We start from the raw sequence: 18,389 nt of genomic DNA, 5'->3' as shown, positions 1-18,389 counted from the left end.
ATGAAGCAGCAACAGCTCCACAATCCATAATATTTTTCTCTGTTAATCAAGGGAGTACCATGCCTCTGTTGGGATATCTGCGCTGGATCGCCTTTTCTCTGTTTCTTTTCTCCAGCACTGCCGCCTTCACTGCAACCATGACAGACAGCCTTGGAAAAAGTATGACTCTGGACACACCGCCGCAACGCATTGTGACGCTGGAGTATGCTTTTGCGGATGCACTTGCAGCCATCGGGATCAGTCCGGTGGGGATCGCAGATGACAATGACCCGCTGAACCTGCATCCGGCCGTTATTTCGCGCATCAGCGGTTGGGTCTCTGTCGGTGACCGCTCCAGCCCGGATCTGAGCCGGATTGCGGCCCTGAAGCCCGATTTAATCATTGCGGACGTCAACCGCCATCAGGCGATTTACCCGGCACTGAGTGCTATTGCTCCAACGGCACTGCTGGCATCGCGCGGCGAGACCTACGCAGAAAACCTGGAAGTGGCTGAAAAAATCGGCAAGCTGGTCGACCAGGAAGCCCTGATGACTGCCCGTTTGCAAGAACACGACATCTACATGCGTCACATTGAAAAGCAGCTCAGTCCGGTTCACGGCCAGCAAGCCCTGTTTGCCGTTGCTCTGGAAAACGGGGTTTATGCCTATTCCGGCTCGGCCTATCCCGGTGGTGTCCTGAAAGCCATCGGCCTCAGAGTGCCGGAACAGATTGGTCTCGATGACCGGGCACTTCGTCTGGTGACGCTGGAAGAAATCAGCACCATCAACCCGGATATTCTGCTTTCAGGCACCATCGTACCGGACAATGCCCTGCAGCAATGGCAGCAGCAACCGGTCTGGCCAACCCTGCAAGCGGTGAAAAGTGAACAGTTTTATCAGGTGGATGGCCGGTACTGGGCCCATTGCCGGGGCATACTCGCCTCAGAGGCCATGGCCGATGCGTTACGCAAAACCCTGCCTCAATTCACGCTTGAAGCGACAGATATCCAGACCACCACTCTCAACTGAGACCTGGCCGGTGCCCGCTTACACCAGCATCCCGGCCAAATTTAAACTCTGTTTTGAACTCTGCTTGGACACAACACATTCAAGCAAAGACAGTTGAGCACAGACAGTCCGGCAGTTTTGAGATTCCACCAAGCTGCGGGCTGTCTTTTTCTCTTCCTAACCCCTGCTTCGCGATCCGGCAACCGCTTTACCGCATCAAATCTGCAAGTCAGACCAAATATCACTATCCTTCCTTTAAGCCATTGGTTCTGAAACACACCGGATAAACAAAGGCCTGGGTAAAACCTGCGGTATGACGTAAATCACATCAGCAAAGGACTGCGCATGACCTCAAAGATCACAAAAGCTCTGATCATGATCGCCGGCATACTGGCTCTCTCCGTCGGTGCCGGCTACGGACTCTTATGGGCCAACCTGCCTCAACTGGATGGCAACATTGTCATCCAGGGGCCGGAACAACCCGCTCATCTCGACCGAGACAGTCTTGGAACCGCCGTGATTCATGCATCCAGCCGGACGGATGCTGCATTTGCACTGGGGTACGCCCATGGCCAGGATCGCTTTTTCCAGATGGATTTACTGCGGCGAAATGCCGCCGGTGAACTGGCTGAACTTTTTGGTGAGGATGCGCTGGCGATCGATAAAAAACACCGCTTTCATCAGTTCCGAAAACGAGCCCGGCTCGCTTTGGCGCAGCTCACCGATAAGCAACGCACGCTGCTCGGACAATATGCCCGGGGCGTCAATGCAGCGCTGGATGCCCAACAGGTCAGAAGCTTTGAATATCTGCTGAGCGGCACATCACCGGCCCCCTGGCAACCTGAAGACAGTTTTCTGGTGATCTATTCCATGTATCTGGATCTGCAGAACGGTACCGTTGAGCGCGAACAGGTTATGGAGCGTCTGAGACAGGCCTTCGGGCCGCAGATGACAGCCTTTGTCACGCAAACCGATCCGCTGCAGGCCGCTTTAGATAATTCCCATCTGCCACTGACACAGATTGAGATTCCGCCTCTGGACGTTCCGGCCGTCTCGCTCGCGGCCCACCAGCCCATCGGTGAACCAAAGGTATACGGTAGTAATAACTGGGCGGTGACCGGACAACTGACCTCGTCAGGGCATGCCATGATTTCCAATGACATGCACCTGGGCTTAAATGTGCCTGTCATTTGGTACCGCGCCCAGCTGAACTATCCGGATCACGGACAAAATATCCAGGTCACCGGTGTCAGCCTGCCGGGAACCCCGACCATTGTGGTTGGCGCCAATGGCAAGATCGCCTGGGGCTTTACCAATGGCTATATTGATACCGCGGACTGGGTTCTGCTCGATGACAACACTGAAACCGTTCAGGTCACGGAGACGCTGAAAACCCCGGGAAACGCAGTGGAATACCCGGTCGAACTCTCGGCCGATGGCCCGGTTACCCGCATTGGCTCTGCACGCTATGCTCTGTCATGGGTGGCGCATCAGCCCTACGCGGTCAATCTTGATCTCATGGCACTCGAAACGGCATCCAGTGTCGCAGACGGGTTAGCCACAACCCGGTCCACGGGGATTCCGGTACAGAACATGCTGATCACTGACAGCCAGGGCAATGCGGCATGGCGTTTAACCGGGGCCATTCCGGCCAGAGCCGCTCCGCAACAAAACCCGGTGACAGCATCAGCCTATCCGGCAACCTTATGGGAGGAGCGCGCAGAACAGGTGCCGGTTGTCGAAAACCCGGCACATCAGCGGCTGTGGAGTGCCAACAGCCGGGTGGTCAGCGCCGGTGACGATGCCCGGTTTGGCGATGGCGGGTATGCCATTGCCAGCCGTGCGGTTCAGATCCGTGACAAGCTGATGGCCAGACAGCAATTTAATGAATCAGATTTTTTCCAGATGCAGCTTGATAATGAAGCACAATTTATGGCTCGCTGGCAGGCCCTGTTGTTATCTCAGCTGGCATTACATCCGCAGCACTTTCAGGACGATATCCGGTATTTAAAACAATGGCAGAGATGCGCCTGTGCTGAGTCCGTCGGCTATACCCTCACCCGTGCCTTCAGGGACCGTTTGCTTGATACCGTTTTTGCCCCGCTCCAGCATCTGCTCTCTGCCGAGGGACTGAGCCTGAAACCTATTAAAGACAACCTTGAGCCAGCTATCTGGCAACTGCTGAAGGAAGAACCAGCATCCTGGCTGCCAGCCGGAGAAAAAGACTGGGCGACCCTGCTCATCAATGTTTATACCGATGCAAAAGAGGCACTCTTCAAACGATACAGTCCGGACCAGAAGCTGGCTGAACTCAACTGGGGAAGGGTCAACACACTCGCAATTCAGCACCCGTTTGCGAAAACGATGCCGCAACTGGGCTGGCTGCTGAATATGCCTGAAATTAAGGGGTTTGGCGGGCGATATGAACCGGCGGTGCAGACCCGGGCATTTGGCGCTTCTGAACGCTTTGTGGTTCAGCCCGGACGGGAAGACGACGGCATCTTAACGATCCCCGGCGGGCAATCGGCCAATCCGCTGTCACCCTTCTTCCGTGCCGGTTTTGATGATTATGCCTTCCATCGGAAAACACCTTTATTACCGGGAAATATTCAATACCGGCTGACGCTCATCCCTCAATGAAACACTGATTCATGAAACGCGGCGTCATGAAACACAGGTTTATTTACCATGCGGGAAGTGATCACAACAACTTCCCGCATGCGCTGAGAAGCTCAGGCGCGCTCCCCAATTTCCAGCGGTTCCAGAAAAATATGATGACGCTTATTCAGCCGCCGCATCAGTGAAAACACAATCATGCATGGGATCATTACCGCCGGACGCGGCATCATGACAGACAGCACCAGCGTAAACAAAAACAAGTACTCCATTGCTGACATCGCAAAATTCGTTTTTCTCGAAAAGCGCTCGCTGCCCCGGATCAACCTGTAAGACGCCACCTGATAAATGTTTTTGAAAATACCGATATTCAGCGTGCCCGTGAACGCGCTTTCTTCTTCAAGGGTCAGGCCATACCAGTCGCCATTGCCATAAAACAGCACATGTCTTTTACGTCGCGCTTTAATTTTCAGCGTCTCGACCACGACATCATTCACCCGGATCGTACACTTGCCAAACGCCGTCAATTCAAGTTGCACGAGCAGATCATCCACTTTAAATGCGGCTTTCTGATTCATCATGCAGAATCTTGGTTTGGATGAGTGCGCGACCTGACAGGTTGACTGGATCCTGAACGCCTCGGGAACCTCCTGCGCTTTGGTCAGCGAGACAAAATAACGGGTATCCATCCCGTGCTGCACCAAGAAATCCGACACCGATGTTTTCAGTGCCGCGAGGTAAGCGTCAACATCAGGGACATAAATCTCCTCTTCGGAATGAATCAGAATAACTGGAATATGCTGCTGATTGATCAAGGTCAGACGGACCGAACCTTTCACCGCACGCTGTCGGCTGTCCATTTCCCCGATGGCTGGTAACAAATTTTCCTGCTGCGCCCATGTTAAAGTCAGACGCCCGACCTCATCCATATCCCAGTGGCCGCCTGGCATGGGGAATCCGAGATGCAGGGTTCCGACTGCGCCCTGCAGCGCATTGCGTTCATCATCAAGGTTTCCCAGATAGCCGGCCCGCAGCTGATAAGGCGTGGTATAAAATTCGCCGCAGCCCGGTTCAACCATATCAAACGTTTCCAGCACCCCGGTTCCGTGCCTGCCGGCATACTGCAGCGCCGCAATCAGCCCTTTGGGCTCCTCACCGTCAAAGCATTGCAGCACTTCCGGCTGACGCATCAGGTTCAGCAGGCTATCAACGTACCGGGCAGGAACAAACATGCCGGAGCGATAGTTCAGGTCGCCGCTGTCATTGCCGGAGATCACGTCTGGAAAACATGTTCTGAAATCCTGAAACAGCCCGGCCAAACCCAGTGTACGCAGCGGTTCACTTCCGCTCAGCATGGCCAGAGACAGGCCGCGTTCATAATAATAAGGATGCAAATGGGCAAGAATGGATCCGGCCACCCGGCCAAAGTGGCTGTCGAAAGGATCTGAAGGCTGACTGCCCAGCAGTGCCGGGTATAAGGTTTCCGCCAGAAAGCTCTGATCCGCTTCAATCTGTGATAACTGAGAAATTTTTTGTGCCTGGAGTTCAGGCTGCCTGATCACATCAAGAATGTATGCTTCGATGTCTTCTTCTTTCACAGGCACATATGTTGTGTCGAGTCCCATAATACCCACCCAGTTGCTGAAGCGGGGTATTCTCATGCAATTGAATGGATAAAGCTATTCTATTTTCTGCGCTGAAGACAGAAATCTGCAGTCATTAATCTTTTGAAAACGCAGCGGTGTCTCCCCGACTTGCTGTTTAAAAAAACTGATGAATGCGCTGTCGCTGGAAAACGCCAGCCCATAGGCAACATCATTGACGGCTTTCCCTTCCGAGAGCCATTCGATAGCTTTCAGCAGCCGCCATTGCTGGCGCCATGCCTGATAACTCATACCCGTCTCCTTTTGCAGGATCCGGCTGATTGTTTTCCCGCTGGCGCCAATTTGCTGACTCAGGATCTTCAGCGACGGCACAATGTCTTCTTTTCGTTCCAGTTGCTCAAGCCATCGGCTCAGCCGCTTGTCCTGAGGCAACGGCAAAAATAAGGACTGCGTTTTCGCCTCTGCCAGCTCTTCAAAAAATAGCGCCAGCGTGTTTTTCATGCTGTCGAGGGGCTTATCCCATTCCCAGAATGACATACGCTCAATCAATTCCCGTAAGAGCGGTGTGACTTCAATCACCGCCAGTTCCCGGGGCAGGCCTTGCACCCATTGTGCGTCGAAATACAGCGATCTGTACTCGACGACATTGCGCATTGTCGCACAGTGCAGCGTGTGCGCCGGGATCCAGGCAGCCCGGTTGGGCGGCAGGACGCACTTCATCCCGTCCAGCTGAATCGACATGCAGCCCTGCATGGCATGCAATAACTGAAACATACCGTGCTTGTGCAGGCCGGAGTCATGCTGGCCCAAGCGTGACGCAATCCCCAATACCGGAGAAGGCAGGGCATCCGGGTCAAACCTAGCATTGGCATCGATCAACATAAGATGTCTCTATTTTGATGTTTTCTGTCTGAGCTTCGTTATTGGAACATTTCTCTGGACCTTAGACTAGCGCCACTTTCATTCACTCAGGAGAATCCCATGAAAGCAGCGCCTTCTGTCGCATTGCTCATTTGCTTCATCATGTTTCCGCAAATTGCAGAAACGATCTACAGTCCCGCCCTGCCGGATATTGCGGCTCACTTTTCTGTTTCTGAAGCACTGGCCGGACAGACACTCGCCGTATATTTCGCAGCATTTGCAGCCGGTGTTGTCACCTGGGGAATCTTGTGTGATATCTGGGGACGTCGCCCTGTCCTTTTAGCGGGGCTGATGATTTATGGTGTCAGCGCCCTGAGCGCGCTCTGGATAGAAAACTTCCAGACCTTACTGGTGCTTCGGGCCATCAGCGCATTTGGTGCAGCGGTCGGCTCTGTCGTCGTCCAGACCATGTTCCGCGATTGTTTCCGGGGCCACGCCTTAAGCAAAGCATTCGCCCGGGTCGGCATTGCACTTTCCATCAGCCCGGTGATTGGTATGCTGCTCGGAGGCATCATGGTCAACTGGGGCGGCTATCTGGCTGTATTTGCCACACTCAGTGCCATGGCCGCCCTGTTATGGGGGCTGAGCCTCGTTTTCATTCCTGAAACACAGACACAACGGGCTGCCAGGCCAGCACTGATGACACTGGCTGTTTCCATGTTGCAGGATCCGCACCTTGTGCGCAGCGCCTTGTTGGTCGCCGGATTCAACGTACTGCTGTTTTCCTATTACCTGCAAGGTCCCTTTCTGTTTGAACGGCTCGGGTTGAATAGCCAGCAATTCGGATACAGCGGGGGGGTACTTGCACTGGGTACGATGCTGGGGAGTCTGTTGAATCAGAAAGCCATTCAAACCGGATTCAACTACGCCCGGTTACTGATGATTTCAGCAATCCTTGCCTGCATGGGAAGTCTGGGTGTCTTGGCACTGCAAGACAGCATTGCTTTTTTAGCCCCGATGCTGCTGGTTGTGATGGGCTTCGGAGTCGCGATTCCAAATATTCTCAGCCAGGCACTGGTCAGCTACCAGCATTGCACCGGAAGCGCAGGTGCATTATTCGGGCTTCTTTATTATCTGCTGATTGGTTTATCGCTGGCATTGTGCGGACTTGTCCGCAATCTGGGTTTGATACTGCTTTTCACTGCCTTGTGCATGATGCTGGTGACGCTGTGGATTCAGGTCACTCATACAGCAGATTTACGTGCTTCGAATATTCAGAACAAATAAGCCACATCGCTCACTTTATATCTGCCCCGTATTGCCTGTCTGTTTTCAGACGGGCATTTTTGACAAGGTGCTATCAAATGAGAATTTCTGGACACGTCCTGATCAACTTATTTCGCCTTAGAATAAAACACCTGTTTTTCGGTATTCTAAATACAGTGAGTCCGTCTGACATCAGCAGTCTCATGACATACAAATCATAAAACCAGTTTCCATAATTATTTGGGGACTTAAAAAACCATAAAAAAATCATGACTTTTATCTGGTTCCAAAATATTCATAAATACTAAAGTAGGAAGATTGAAATTATCCGGCATGGATAATTCTTAACCAAAATCGTGTTCCTGTTGTAAAAAAACCAACATCTGGCGGGTTATTATCTAGATTCCAGATTTATTGGAACATCGTTCAAAACCTGACTAACCCAGAGTATTCCATAACATCAACCAGCAGGAGCTAAAACAGAAACCCCTAAATAAAACCCACATCAAAACCAAATAAAAATCACTAAAAACAATAAGTTAAAAATAAAGCATAACGTAAACCATTGTATTCATACATTTCAGAACACAGGAATAATTATGCGGAAGACATGAAATTGAAATCAATGAACACCCAAGAAAACATATTCCACTAATATACGAAAAATAGATTTAGAATGAAAACAAGCCGACATATGTAATTCGATTGTAAATTTATTTACAACAATATTTATCAATAAATAACATCAATAAGATTCGATTAAAAAAATACAAATTTGAATAGACTTTAAACAACTGTTTTGATAGCTTTGAAATTGTCAGGAAACAAGAATAAAAAATGATTGTTTCGTATCGGCGAATGATGAACAAGTCTATTGCTTCCTCATTACTCGTTCCCGACACATTGACAAAAGAGTTCAGAAATATTTCTGCCTGTCACTTCGTTTTCCAAATGAAGCGTAATCGTGTAGATGGTTGGAAATTAGCGGACACTTTGTATATTTCACTGGTATTCAACCATCAGGGATATTTTCAGGGGAACTCAAGATTACCTTTTCAAACCATTATATAAGGAAATCTTAAATGACTAAGACGAAACGATTAGCACTTGCTGCATTACCACTTTTAGGAATCTCGTCTTTTGCGCAAGCTTCGCTTTATGGTGACTGTATTGCCTCTGGCGACCCGCTTGTTGATGCGAAGTTTGGCGGTTCCTACACCAAAGATGTCGATGATTCTTCAAAGGATCTGGCATCCTCAACCATCAAGGGCTTCCTGTATGTTCAGGGCCGTCAGAGCTGTCTGCGTGTTGAAGGCGTCGCCGGAATTGACGGTCACCTGCTGGACAACGATATCCAGGTAGCCTCCGTCAAAGCGGGTGCAACCGCCACAACGGATGCGCAGTTCGGTGTTGACGGCCACGTCAATATCATGGGTACGGATATCATTTCTCAGGAATACACCATGTCTTCTGAAGAAGGCAGCGCCCTGAAAAAAGATATGCCAATCCTGCCGATCCCAGACCTGGGTCTGTATGCCGGTATCCCGCTGGGTCCTGTAATTCTGGATGTTGGCGTTGGCGTCAGAACCAAGCTGAATGTAGGTCTGGAAGCCGGTTATGAAAACCTGGCTCTGACGGCAAAAGCTGTGCCGAGTGCGGATGTAAAAGGTTTTGCGGAAGCCTCAGCACGAATTCTGCTGAACAAGATCTCTTTAGGTGGCGAAATGTCTGTCGTCAAAGACGATCTGGCTTTTGAAGCCTATGGTCGCTGGGAAGCTGAGCAGCACGGTTTCGGATTTGGCTACGGCATCACCAACACTGCAAACCTGGCAGGTGGTAACATCTACGGCTCTGTGAACGACAAGTACAAACTGACGATCTATGAGTGGCCAGGCTACACCTTCGAGCATACTCTGGCGGAAGGTAAGGCCTTCCTTCCAGTGAAATAATCTCTGGGTGATATCCTTCTCCCCGTACCTCTGGTACGGGGAGCATTTCTGTGTCAAGAGTCAAAATTCTATGAAAAACAAGTTACTGATCATGCTGGCTCTGGTCTGCTGTGTGGTTGCAGGCGCCTCGCTGTATCTATTTTCAGGTTCTTCCGGTGCCGAGGCATCGAAGCCTCAGTCCGCGGCCGCTTCAAACCAGACACAGACCTCAAAGTCCAACGAAACAAATGAAACACCTGCTTTTCAGCAAAGCAGCAAGCCTGCCTCATCACCAGCTGATAGCGCCTCTTACGAATACAACAAACAGGTTTTTGATGTCCGGTATGGTGGCGATATCGCCTTCTCAGCGCCGGGCACCAGTGTTGAACAAAGCATCCGGTTTGACCTCTCCGGGAATTTGTTCCAGTACCGTCAAATGCGTCAAGATCAGATTTATCATCTGATCCGAATGCCGGATCCGACCGTGACTGCTGTGATCAACCAGGAGACCAGCCCGGAAATTGTGGATGCAATCCGTCAGCAGGTTCAGGAAGGCATTGAGTTTGTCACCACCCCTGAAGGGGAAATCCAGGAAGTGTATCTGTCACAGCCGCATACGTCGCTGAAAACGATGGAAACCATCGCCTTCCTGATGCAAAACATCGTTCCTGAGACAGTAAACGATCAGGATCAATGGCAACGCACAGAACAGGATTACAACGGCGAATTCTCCGCCAACTACACCCTGAAACTGGACGACAGTACGACTTCAGCAAACAATATCTATCAATTATTTAAGCGCCGTGAACTCAAAAAAGCCCTGTATGATCAGGCTCGCGGCTTAGAGAATAAGCTGAGTGCTGAATACACTTTCAGTCACAAAGCCCTGTGGAATCAAACCAACCGCATGCTCACGCAGCTGTCGGTGGACGAGAGCGTTCAGCACCACATGAACGGCCAGCCGCTGGCCACCAGCCGAAACCTGCTGGACATGAAACTGACATCCTGGACGGACAATATCAGTCCAGTCGAGCTGGCGCTGATCAAGCACACTCAAGCCGGACGTCAGGTTCAGCTTTCTGCCAGCGATGTTTTCCTGTCGACAGGAAATGGGACGAACAAGGCTTCAGGCTCTCAGCAGCAACAAGCCGAAGCAAAAGACGCCCGGGATCAGGCGACCCAGGGGGTGAACACGACCGCTGAAGCGGCCTATCAGGAAATCAAAGACCTCTACGACGCCATGCTCGCACTGGATGGTCTGGAACGAATGAAAGCAGAAAACCAGCTGAGCGCCATGCTGCAAAACTTTGCCCGCGCCTACCCCGGCAATCTGGATTTGCTCACGAACGATCTGACCAAGTTTGGCACCAGTGAACCGGGTTTCAGCCTGTACCTGAGCGCTTTAAGTACAGTCGCGAGCCGTCCGGCGCAGGACGCCATGCTGACCACACTAAACGCCCGGATGAGTGAAACGCAGGCGGCAACCTCGATCATGGCTTCGCTGGCACTGTCACCGCAGGGGAATACCCAAACGTTTGAGCGCTTCTCAAATCTGATGGACAGCCGGGCGATGACAGACAATCTGTCTGCCAATGTCGATCTGGCGAAGAGTGCCATGGTTCAGCGCATGGGTGTGGAAGATACGACAACCGCAAACGGCTATGTCTCGGAGCAACTGCAGCAACTGAAAGCATCGGCAGAACCTTCACAAACCCTGCACCACTTAACCGTACTGGGCAATATGGGGCAGTATCTGACATTCTCCGATCTGAAAAGCTATACCGAGCAGTCAAATGCCGACATTCGTCAGCGGGCGACCCATGCGCTCCGGTTTGTACCGGGCGCAGACGCCACTCAGTATCTGATGCAAACGCTCAGAGATGACGCCAATTCCGCAACCCGCGAAGTTGCAGCCAACTCTCTGAGTTACCGTTCACTCGACAACAAAACGCTCGATCAGATTCAGCAGCAGATTGCGCAGGAATCGAATCAGCAAATTAAAGACAGGTTACAGGGAATCGTTGATAAGTACGCGCAAGCGCAAACTGATGTGACTCCGTAAATCCTCTCCCTGAGCCTGCCTGATGTAATGTCGGCAGGCTCAGTTCGAAAGCAATGACCGCAGCGTTATTTGTCCTAATCCCCTTCCTCATAACTGGGCTCTGTCTTCACATTGACATCCAACATCGAACGGCCCTGCCCCATTGGCAGCTGGAACTTGATAAAACTGTGACCCAGCGCCGTATGACAAGCATTGCAACCCGTCACCGCATCAGAAAAACGCTGATTGAACTGCTTCAGATCTTTCTTCTCAATCGATTCGCCGAGCGGGTCAAGATACGTTTTTTCAAACGCTTTGAGCATTTCTGCCCGGTTCGGGCGCGTCAGTTCAGCCACTTCCTGAGCTTCCAGCAGCTCTTTCAGCTCATACTGGGCTAATCCCCAGTTTTCGCCATTGGCGGCCTGATGCGCACTCACCATCCGCCGCCCGATTTCATGCATCACAACGCCCAGACCAGGCTGGATCGCACTCAGCGCTTTCACCCGGTTTTCCAGAGAGCCGTTATAAATAGACTGATCTGCTTCTTCAGCCATAACCCCGGCGCTCAGCCCCAACGCCAGACAGAAAACACTCCACGATTTAAAATTCATGATGTCTCCTTAACCCTCAGGTTGCCGGCAAGAGCGTTCGGACGCAGCCGCTCTTCGGAAAAGCAACCTGAAGGTCATCTCAGTGAATGTGGAACCCACAGTCATGATTTTAGCGTCAGGATGAGGGACACGCCCTTCAATATCAGATTCCGCAAACCGTTTCCGTCATTCTCTGGTAATGCCCGCCAAAGGGCTTCGTGAAGCCTATCTTTTATGACTCAACGTCCTGCCGGGCAATCTGTGCTTCGTGAGCGGCGGCCAGTTCTGCATCAAACGCTTTCACTTCAGCAAAACTCGGACGGTGAACCACGCGCTGCACATAGGCCGTAAGCACCGGGTGCGCTTCCACTAAGCCAAAAGCGATACAGTAATCGAGCGAGTTTGCCCATAACAGATCAGCAGCCGTAAAGCGCTCTCCCAGCAGATACGGGCCCTGGCTTAATTGATCGATCAGCGTCTGAGTCACCGTTTCATAATCACTGTAAGGGCTGACAATCCGGTTTTCAGGCACCAGGCCCATGGCTCTGTCACAAACGGCCGGTTCGTAACAAGCGGCGTAAAACAGCATCCAGCGTAAATAAGGGCCACGCAACGGATCATCCAGCGCAGGGGCAAGCTCACCAGCGGCATAGGTATCCGCCAGGTATAAATAAATGGCAACCTGCTCCGTGATCAACGCCCCCCGATGCAGCACTGCCGGTACCTTCCCGAGCGGGTTCACAGCCAGATATTCTGCTTCCCGGTTCTCCCCGGCTTTCATATTTAACAGATGCAGGTGAAAAGGAACGCCTAACTCTTTCAGCAAAATCAGGGCGCTGGCTGAACGTGAATGCGGCGAATGAAACAGAACAAGTTCATGTTGCGCAGGTGAATCTGACATGGTTTTTTCCTCTTGTGATGACCTTTACAGACCAATATAGTGAAGAAACCTGTCAGTTTTTGTCAGGTTTGGGATTTATTTTATGCTTCACCTGTATTTTTTTATCATCTGAGCAAAACACATGCGTGCCAGCCGACTCCTCACCATTTTGATGACATTACAATCCCGTGATCTGGTCCGTGCCCCTGAGTTAGCCCGAGCATGTCAGGTGTCCGTCCGGAGTATCTACCGGGACATCGACAGTCTGAGTGCGCTGGGCATTCCGGTATACAGCGAACAAGGTGTCAATGGTGGTTACCGGTTGCTGGACGGGTATAAAACCCAGCTCAACGGCTTCTCGAAGCAAGAAGTCGAAACACTGCTGATGCTTGGCTTATCCGGCCCCGCGAAAGCGCTTGGAGTCGCCCCTGCCATGTCAGAAGCCAGACTGAAACTGATGGCGGCCATTCCGGCGGAACTGCGCAGTCACGCGGAACGTTTCCAGTCCTGCTTTTTGCTCGATTCCCCGGGCTGGTTTACAGAAAGTGAAACCGTCAGCCATTTGCCGGAATTGTTCACCGCAGCATGGCAAAAAACACAGATTGAATTCGATTATCAAAGCTGGCGAGGCAGCAGCCATCGGATCGTCAATCCGCTGGGGATGGTTTTAAAGGCAGGGAACTGGTACCTGGTGGCTCAGCCTCAGGATCGTCATCAGGCCAGAACCTACCGGGTTGCCCGCATCCAGAATCTGAACAGACTGAATCAAAATTTCGAGCTGCAGACGCCTTTTGACCTGTCCGATTACTGGCAGGCAAGTACCCGGCAGATGGAAGCAGAACTCTATCCCAATACTGCTGAAATCAAACTGACCGCGAAAGGACTCAGAATGTTACCCGGCCTGAGTCCCCCTTATGTCCGGCAGCATACGCATATTACACAAACCGAGGATTCCGGCTGGACCACCGTGACCTTACCGTCGGGCAATACAGAACAGGCGCTGATTGAAATGCTCAGATTCGGCCCGGAAGTGCAGGTCGTCCAGCCAGAAGCGCTGCGGCAGGCCATGAGAAATGTGATTGAAGTGATGCGTGGATATTATGCTGATGGGAATGATGAGCCAACGTCAATCCGCTGATGGCACAATCAGTGCCATGAACTGAAGCCTGTCTCATCAAAATATGAGCACCTCATCCCAGGGTGCCTCTCCCTTCACCGGTTTGCTTGAGCAACCATGCTTTAAATTGAAGCTGCGCCTGAGTTTCCTGCTGACCGTGCAGTTTGGTCAGCCAGTAAGCGCCTTTGTGCAAATAGATCTCAAAGGGCTGCACCAGCTTTTCTTCCGCGAGCTGCCTTTCGAACATTACAGGCGGCGCCAGCGCCACACCGTGGCCCTGAATCGCCGCTTCTATCATGCTGATAGATGAATCAAAGACGATAGCACTCAGTTTTGCTTTCGGCACCGCGACTTTTGCTTCGTCCAGCCATAGCTGCCACTCATCGGGATGGTAAGAGCGCAATAGGGTATAGTTCAGCACATCTCTCGGTGAGGACATGGCCTGACCTATCAATGGCTGACACAGCACGGTAAACGGCGCGGGGAACAGCTTCGTCGCTTCCGTTGCATGCCAGCTGCCTTTTCCAAAGCGAATCAGATAATCCAGACCTTCGGCTACCGGATCTGCCGTGTTGTTGTTCGTTGAGATGCGCAGATCAATCAAGGGATAACGCGCCTGAAAATCGGCCAGACGAGGCAACAGCCAGTTCACCGCGAACGTGCCGACCACACCAACGGATACCACTTCGCGGTGGATCCCCTGCGCCAGCATCTCCAGCGCATCAGACAAATGATCGAAGGCTCCATTCACGACTGGCAGCAGCATCATGCCTTCTTCCGTTAAATTTAACCCCCGGGACTGACGAATAAACAAGGACACGCCCAGCTGGGCTTCCAGCGCCTTCACCTGCTGACTGACGGCAGCCTGAGTGACACACAACTCAACCGCAGCCTTGGTAAAGTTCAGATGTTTCGCCGATACGAGGAACGCACGAATCGCGTTCAGCGGCAAATGGGTAATATTCATGCCGATAACCTTATGGCTCTATGATCCAATGCCCTCAGGCCATGACCCTAGATTTTCTTATTGCTCTTATTAGATTTCGCACATTGTGCATCAAAATGACTCATTTTAATATCCGCCCTGTCTCCATGGGTTCATATCACTCATATTCACGTTACATTGATAAAGAAGTCACAATGAAAAGCATCGCCTGCAATACAAGAACACTGTTTATTTCCGCACTCTGCCTGGCATCAGCCGCAGTGCCCCTGGCATCAACCGCTGCTCCGGTTCACAACCAAACCACAGAGAATGATGCCCCTCTCAGACAGGCTGTGGATCAGCAGGCTGAGCAGCTGATGAAAGCATACAAGATTCCGGGCATGGCGTTTGGCATCACCGTCAATGGCAAATCACATTACTACAACTATGGACTGGCAGATATTCAGCAACATCAGCCTGTGTCTGAAAACACCATTTTTGAACTGGGTTCGGTCAGTAAAACCTTTGCTGCAACACTGGCCAGTTATGCACAACAGCAAGGAAAACTATCGTTCAACGATCCGGTATCAAAGTATCTGCCAGAACTGACAGGCAGCACGATTGGAAACACGCCGCTCATCCTGTTAGCCACATACACCGCAGGCGGATTGCCGCTTCAGTTCCCTGAAAACGTCACGAACCACGCGACGATGCTGGATTATTACCGCCAATGGCAACCCGTATTTCCGGCAGGTACCCGCAGGCAATATTCAAATCCGAGCATTGGTCTCTTTGGCTATCTCGCCGCCCGGAGTATGGGGAATGAATATCCGGCGCTGATGGAAAATCGCATCCTGCCGGAACTCGGGATGTCCAGCACCTTTGTGAACGTGCCGGAAGCGAATATGCGCGACTATGCTTTCGGCTATAACAAGGCTGGTGATGCTGTGAGGGTCACCCCCGGCGTGCTGGATGCCGAAGCCTACGGGATCAAATCGACCAGTGCAGATATGGTACGGTATATCGAGGCAAATATCGGGACAACTCCGGTCAGCCCGCTGATGAAGCGAGCGCTGGCCAATACGAAGACGGGGTATTATCAGTCCGCGACCCTGACACAGGGGCTGGCCTGGGAAATGTATGCGTATCCGGTGACGCTGAATGCACTGCTTACAGGCAATTCTAACGAGACGATTCTCAACCCGATGCCCATTGATATCATCCCTGAACCCAAGCCCCTGCCAGAGCACATCTGGGTGAATAAAACGGGCTCAACTGGTGGATTCGGCGCATACGTGGCTTATATCCCCGCGAAAAAGACCGGTATCGTGATTTTAGCCAACAAAAATTATCCCAATGCCGACAGAATCAAAGCTGCCTACGCGATTTTGAAGGCTGCCGTCCAGTAATCTGTCCGGATTTCACAGCCAATCTCCGTGTGTTCCTCGCTCAGTCAAACCGAGGGGGAACACCGGGTGCATCAGTTGATCCGTCTGAATTCTGACACCTGACTCTGTGCCCAGACTTGCTGCGCCCGACTTTCGGTGACCAACGCCTTGAAACTCCCCCTGTAACTACCTCCCTGCAACCAACTCGCGGCATCAGGCGCGGGGTCGCTATAAGTCATCAAACCGGTGGGTGGAATGAACCATCCGCATAATCTCATGTTGTTCCAGCGATTCGAGCGTCTCCAGCAATTCCCGTGTAGCAGGAATATCGGCCCGGGAAGCCAGATAGCGATATAGCGCGATCACCTGCTGGTGCTGATCAACAATCACATCCATGATCTGTGCGGCATCAAGTCTGGCAAAAGGCACGTCGCAGTGCTGATGCCGGACAATCGGGGTTTTCTGTAAATACTCATAACACCAGGTATTCAGAGCATGCGCATCGCCGGATATTTCAAATTCACTCACGACCTGGCTCAGGCGTTTCTCATGATCGGCAAGATAATTCAGGACCATCCGGGCACGTTCATCCGTATGCTTGTTCACGCCACGGGACAAACAATGGCTGAGGTGATGGTGAAATTCTTTCGTCCAGTGAAGCACATCTTTCAGGGTTTCGACTTGCATAGCCGTTTCCTCATCGGTTGAGTCAACCAGAGACTACAGGCGCAAAATACTCCAGTAGCCCGCCACGTTCACCGTAAATTTTGTCTGCTCCTGCAAGTGGACCCGCAGCCCTTCCAGGGCTTCGGGATCGCCATGAGTCAGCTGAATACGCGTTTTTTCTTCCAGTGCCGATTGCTGTAACCACCGGGTCAGTTCCAGGTAATCCGCATGGCCAGACAAACTGGAAAGCATTTTCACCGAGGCACGCACCGGTATCCATTCGCCATGAATTTTCACGGTTTCGACGCCGTTGAGCATTTTATCGCCCCGGGTTCCCCCGACCTGATAGCCGGTAAACAGCACCGTGGTTTTCGGACTGCCAAGCAGGCGTTTGAAGTGATGCAGAATACGTCCGCCCGTTGCCATCCCGCTGCCTGCAATAATGATATGGGGAAAGGCCTGCTTCTCTATCGCCTTGGATTCATCCACAGTGCGGATATAGGTGATGTCTTTGCACATGCGGTGACATTGCTCCTGATTTAACCGGTGCTGATCGCTGTACCGGAAGAAGATATCCGACACTTTAATCGCCATCGGGCTGTCGAGATAAATGGGGATTCGGGGGATCTCTTCTTTTTCCATCAAAGTTGCCAGCATATGTTGCAACGCCTGTGCACGTCCCACCGCAAAAGCAGGAATCAGTAAAACACCGCCTTGCATCGCGACCTGATTCACGACTTCTGCGAGTTGTTCAAACGGATCCTGAGTATCGTGGAGACGATTACCGTAAGTCGATTCCATCAGCAGGAGATCAAGCGCCGGTAAAGGCCGGGGCGGATTCATCAGGACATCGTCAAAACGACCCACATCGCCTGAAAAACCAATCCGTTTTCCTTCAGCTTCCACGATCACACTGGCGGCACCGAGAATATGCCCCGCCGGTTGCAGATGAAACCGGATGTCTCCGACTTCGACCGGTTCGTCAAAATCGACCGGCTGGAACAGCACCATACAGTCCTCAGCGGTTTCCCGGTCATAAAGCGGTTCCGGATGTTCGTGTTTTCCCAGCTTGTGTTTGCTGTAATACTTGGCGTCTTCCTCGTGAATATGACCGCTGTCGGCGAGCAGTATCTGGCACAGATCCTTCGTGGCGTGATGGGTAAATACCGGTCCGCGATAGCCATGCTTGTACAGCACCGGGAGATAGCCAGAATGGTCAAGGTGGGCGTGGGTTAACAGAACGGCGTCGAGCTTGTCGATGTCCATGGGCAATGTCTGCCAGTTGCGCTCCCGCAACCACTTATATCCCTGAAACAAACCACAATCGACCAGCACGCTGGTATTTTCGGTTTCCAGCAGAAACTTGGAGCCGGTCACCGTTTCGGTCCCGCCAAGAAAAGTAATTTTCATCCGGCATCCCCCTGGTTTCACTCAGTTTGACCGCTGCAAAACAATCAGCCGCGGCTTCGTCTAACAGCAATGGCTATCGGTTAGATTAGGTACGCTCAACGGGTTATTCAA

The 18,389-nt window shown here is 51.8% G+C and carries 14 protein-coding genes; 7 read left to right on the top strand and 7 right to left on the bottom strand.

Annotation, left to right across the window (positions count from 1 at the left end; genetic code table 11):
* Window positions 1–59 precede the first annotated feature (59 nt).
* Both ACYP03_RS01210 and ACYP03_RS01205 read left to right on the top strand, forming a co-directional pair.
* Window positions 60–1,007 carry an ABC transporter substrate-binding protein gene (locus ACYP03_RS01210; RefSeq protein WP_459778204.1) on the top strand — a complete coding sequence of 316 codons (948 nt, stop codon included), beginning with the start codon at window positions 60–62 and terminating at the stop codon, window positions 1,005–1,007.
* 324 nt (window positions 1,008–1,331) lie between these two features.
* Entirely contained in the window at window positions 1,332–3,626 is a 2,295-nt protein-coding gene (locus tag ACYP03_RS01205) for a penicillin acylase family protein (protein WP_459778203.1), read from the top strand.
* A 92-nt stretch (window positions 3,627–3,718) separates the two neighbouring features.
* On the opposite strand, the gene ACYP03_RS01200 is transcribed toward ACYP03_RS01205, so the two are convergent.
* Both ACYP03_RS01200 and ACYP03_RS01195 read right to left on the bottom strand, forming a co-directional pair.
* Window positions 3,719–5,227 (bottom strand): hypothetical protein, encoded by a 1,509-nt coding sequence (locus ACYP03_RS01200; protein WP_330960690.1) that lies wholly within the window; start codon window positions 5,225–5,227, stop codon window positions 3,719–3,721.
* A 54-nt stretch (window positions 5,228–5,281) separates the two neighbouring features.
* Window positions 5,282–6,088, bottom strand: coding sequence for an AraC family transcriptional regulator (locus ACYP03_RS01195; protein WP_459778202.1), 807 nt, complete (start codon window positions 6,086–6,088; stop codon window positions 5,282–5,284).
* A gap of 99 nt (window positions 6,089–6,187) precedes the next feature.
* On the opposite strand from ACYP03_RS01195, the gene ACYP03_RS01190 reads away from it, so the two are divergent.
* The 3 genes from ACYP03_RS01190 (at window position 6,188) to ACYP03_RS01180 (ending at window position 11,323) form a co-directional block, all read left to right on the top strand.
* Window positions 6,188–7,354, top strand: a complete 1,167-nt coding sequence (locus tag ACYP03_RS01190; protein WP_459778201.1) for a multidrug effflux MFS transporter — start codon at window positions 6,188–6,190, stop codon at window positions 7,352–7,354.
* 1,061 nt (window positions 7,355–8,415) lie between these two features.
* Window positions 8,416–9,282: a hypothetical protein gene (locus ACYP03_RS01185; protein ID WP_459778200.1), complete on the top strand. Its 867-nt coding sequence runs from the start codon at window positions 8,416–8,418 to the stop codon at window positions 9,280–9,282.
* A 70-nt stretch (window positions 9,283–9,352) separates the two neighbouring features.
* The gene (locus ACYP03_RS01180) at window positions 9,353–11,323 is read left to right on the top strand and encodes a HEAT repeat domain-containing protein (RefSeq protein ID WP_459778199.1); all 1,971 of its coding nucleotides are present in this window, start codon (window positions 9,353–9,355) and stop codon (window positions 11,321–11,323) included.
* 74 nt (window positions 11,324–11,397) lie between these two features.
* Here ACYP03_RS01180 and ACYP03_RS01175 read toward each other — a convergent pair whose 3' ends face one another.
* Together ACYP03_RS01175 and ACYP03_RS01170 are read right to left on the bottom strand one after the other, a co-directional pair.
* Window positions 11,398–11,913, bottom strand: a complete 516-nt coding sequence (locus ACYP03_RS01175; protein ID WP_459778198.1) for a hypothetical protein — start codon at window positions 11,911–11,913, stop codon at window positions 11,398–11,400.
* 211 nt (window positions 11,914–12,124) lie between these two features.
* On the bottom strand, window positions 12,125–12,793 hold the full coding sequence (locus ACYP03_RS01170; RefSeq protein ID WP_330960696.1) for a glutathione S-transferase family protein: 669 nt from the start codon (window positions 12,791–12,793) through the stop codon (window positions 12,125–12,127).
* 121 nt (window positions 12,794–12,914) lie between these two features.
* Between ACYP03_RS01170 and ACYP03_RS01165 the strand changes: the two genes are divergently transcribed.
* Window positions 12,915–13,910, top strand: a complete 996-nt coding sequence (locus tag ACYP03_RS01165) for a helix-turn-helix transcriptional regulator (RefSeq protein ID WP_459778197.1) — start codon at window positions 12,915–12,917, stop codon at window positions 13,908–13,910.
* A gap of 52 nt (window positions 13,911–13,962) precedes the next feature.
* Here ACYP03_RS01165 and ACYP03_RS01160 read toward each other — a convergent pair whose 3' ends face one another.
* Window positions 13,963–14,856 (bottom strand): LysR family transcriptional regulator, encoded by an 894-nt coding sequence (locus tag ACYP03_RS01160; protein ID WP_459778196.1) that lies wholly within the window; start codon window positions 14,854–14,856, stop codon window positions 13,963–13,965.
* A gap of 173 nt (window positions 14,857–15,029) precedes the next feature.
* Between ACYP03_RS01160 and ampC the strand changes: the two genes are divergently transcribed.
* Window positions 15,030–16,223 (top strand): class C beta-lactamase, encoded by a 1,194-nt coding sequence (ampC, locus tag ACYP03_RS01155; protein WP_459778195.1) that lies wholly within the window; start codon window positions 15,030–15,032, stop codon window positions 16,221–16,223.
* Between the two features lie 207 nt (window positions 16,224–16,430).
* On the opposite strand, the gene ACYP03_RS01150 is transcribed toward ampC, so the two are convergent.
* Together ACYP03_RS01150 and ACYP03_RS01145 are read right to left on the bottom strand one after the other, a co-directional pair.
* Entirely contained in the window at window positions 16,431–16,889 is a 459-nt protein-coding gene (locus ACYP03_RS01150) for an ATPase (protein WP_459778194.1), read from the bottom strand.
* A 33-nt stretch (window positions 16,890–16,922) separates the two neighbouring features.
* Entirely contained in the window at window positions 16,923–18,278 is a 1,356-nt protein-coding gene (locus ACYP03_RS01145) for an MBL fold metallo-hydrolase (RefSeq protein WP_459778193.1), read from the bottom strand.
* Between the last annotated feature and the right edge of the window lie 111 nt (window positions 18,279–18,389).

This window comes from Photobacterium sp. R1 (genome assembly GCF_054600795.1).
This window is presented reverse-complemented; position numbering and strand designations above follow the sequence as displayed.

What these genes read in the sequence shown, in the direction of transcription:
- ACYP03_RS01190 (WP_459778201.1), top strand. Translation starts at nt 6,188, where the DNA reads ATGAAAGCAGCGCCTTCTGTCGCATTGCTCATTTGCTTCATCATGTTT.
- ACYP03_RS01210 (WP_459778204.1), top strand. Translation starts at nt 60, where the DNA reads ATGCCTCTGTTGGGATATCTGCGCTGGATCGCCTTTTCTCTGTTTCTT.
- ACYP03_RS01180 (WP_459778199.1), top strand. Translation starts at nt 9,353, where the DNA reads ATGAAAAACAAGTTACTGATCATGCTGGCTCTGGTCTGCTGTGTGGTT.
- ampC (WP_459778195.1), top strand. Translation starts at nt 15,030, where the DNA reads ATGAAAAGCATCGCCTGCAATACAAGAACACTGTTTATTTCCGCACTC.
- ACYP03_RS01175 (WP_459778198.1), bottom strand. Translation starts at nt 11,913, where the DNA reads ATGAATTTTAAATCGTGGAGTGTTTTCTGTCTGGCGTTGGGGCTGAGC.
- ACYP03_RS01150 (WP_459778194.1), bottom strand. Translation starts at nt 16,889, where the DNA reads ATGCAAGTCGAAACCCTGAAAGATGTGCTTCACTGGACGAAAGAATTT.
- ACYP03_RS01165 (WP_459778197.1), top strand. Translation starts at nt 12,915, where the DNA reads ATGCGTGCCAGCCGACTCCTCACCATTTTGATGACATTACAATCCCGT.
- ACYP03_RS01205 (WP_459778203.1), top strand. Translation starts at nt 1,332, where the DNA reads ATGACCTCAAAGATCACAAAAGCTCTGATCATGATCGCCGGCATACTG.
- ACYP03_RS01200 (WP_330960690.1), bottom strand. Translation starts at nt 5,227, where the DNA reads ATGGGACTCGACACAACATATGTGCCTGTGAAAGAAGAAGACATCGAA.
- ACYP03_RS01145 (WP_459778193.1), bottom strand. Translation starts at nt 18,278, where the DNA reads ATGAAAATTACTTTTCTTGGCGGGACCGAAACGGTGACCGGCTCCAAG.
- ACYP03_RS01195 (WP_459778202.1), bottom strand. Translation starts at nt 6,088, where the DNA reads ATGTTGATCGATGCCAATGCTAGGTTTGACCCGGATGCCCTGCCTTCT.
- ACYP03_RS01170 (WP_330960696.1), bottom strand. Translation starts at nt 12,793, where the DNA reads ATGTCAGATTCACCTGCGCAACATGAACTTGTTCTGTTTCATTCGCCG.
- ACYP03_RS01160 (WP_459778196.1), bottom strand. Translation starts at nt 14,856, where the DNA reads ATGAATATTACCCATTTGCCGCTGAACGCGATTCGTGCGTTCCTCGTA.
- ACYP03_RS01185 (WP_459778200.1), top strand. Translation starts at nt 8,416, where the DNA reads ATGACTAAGACGAAACGATTAGCACTTGCTGCATTACCACTTTTAGGA.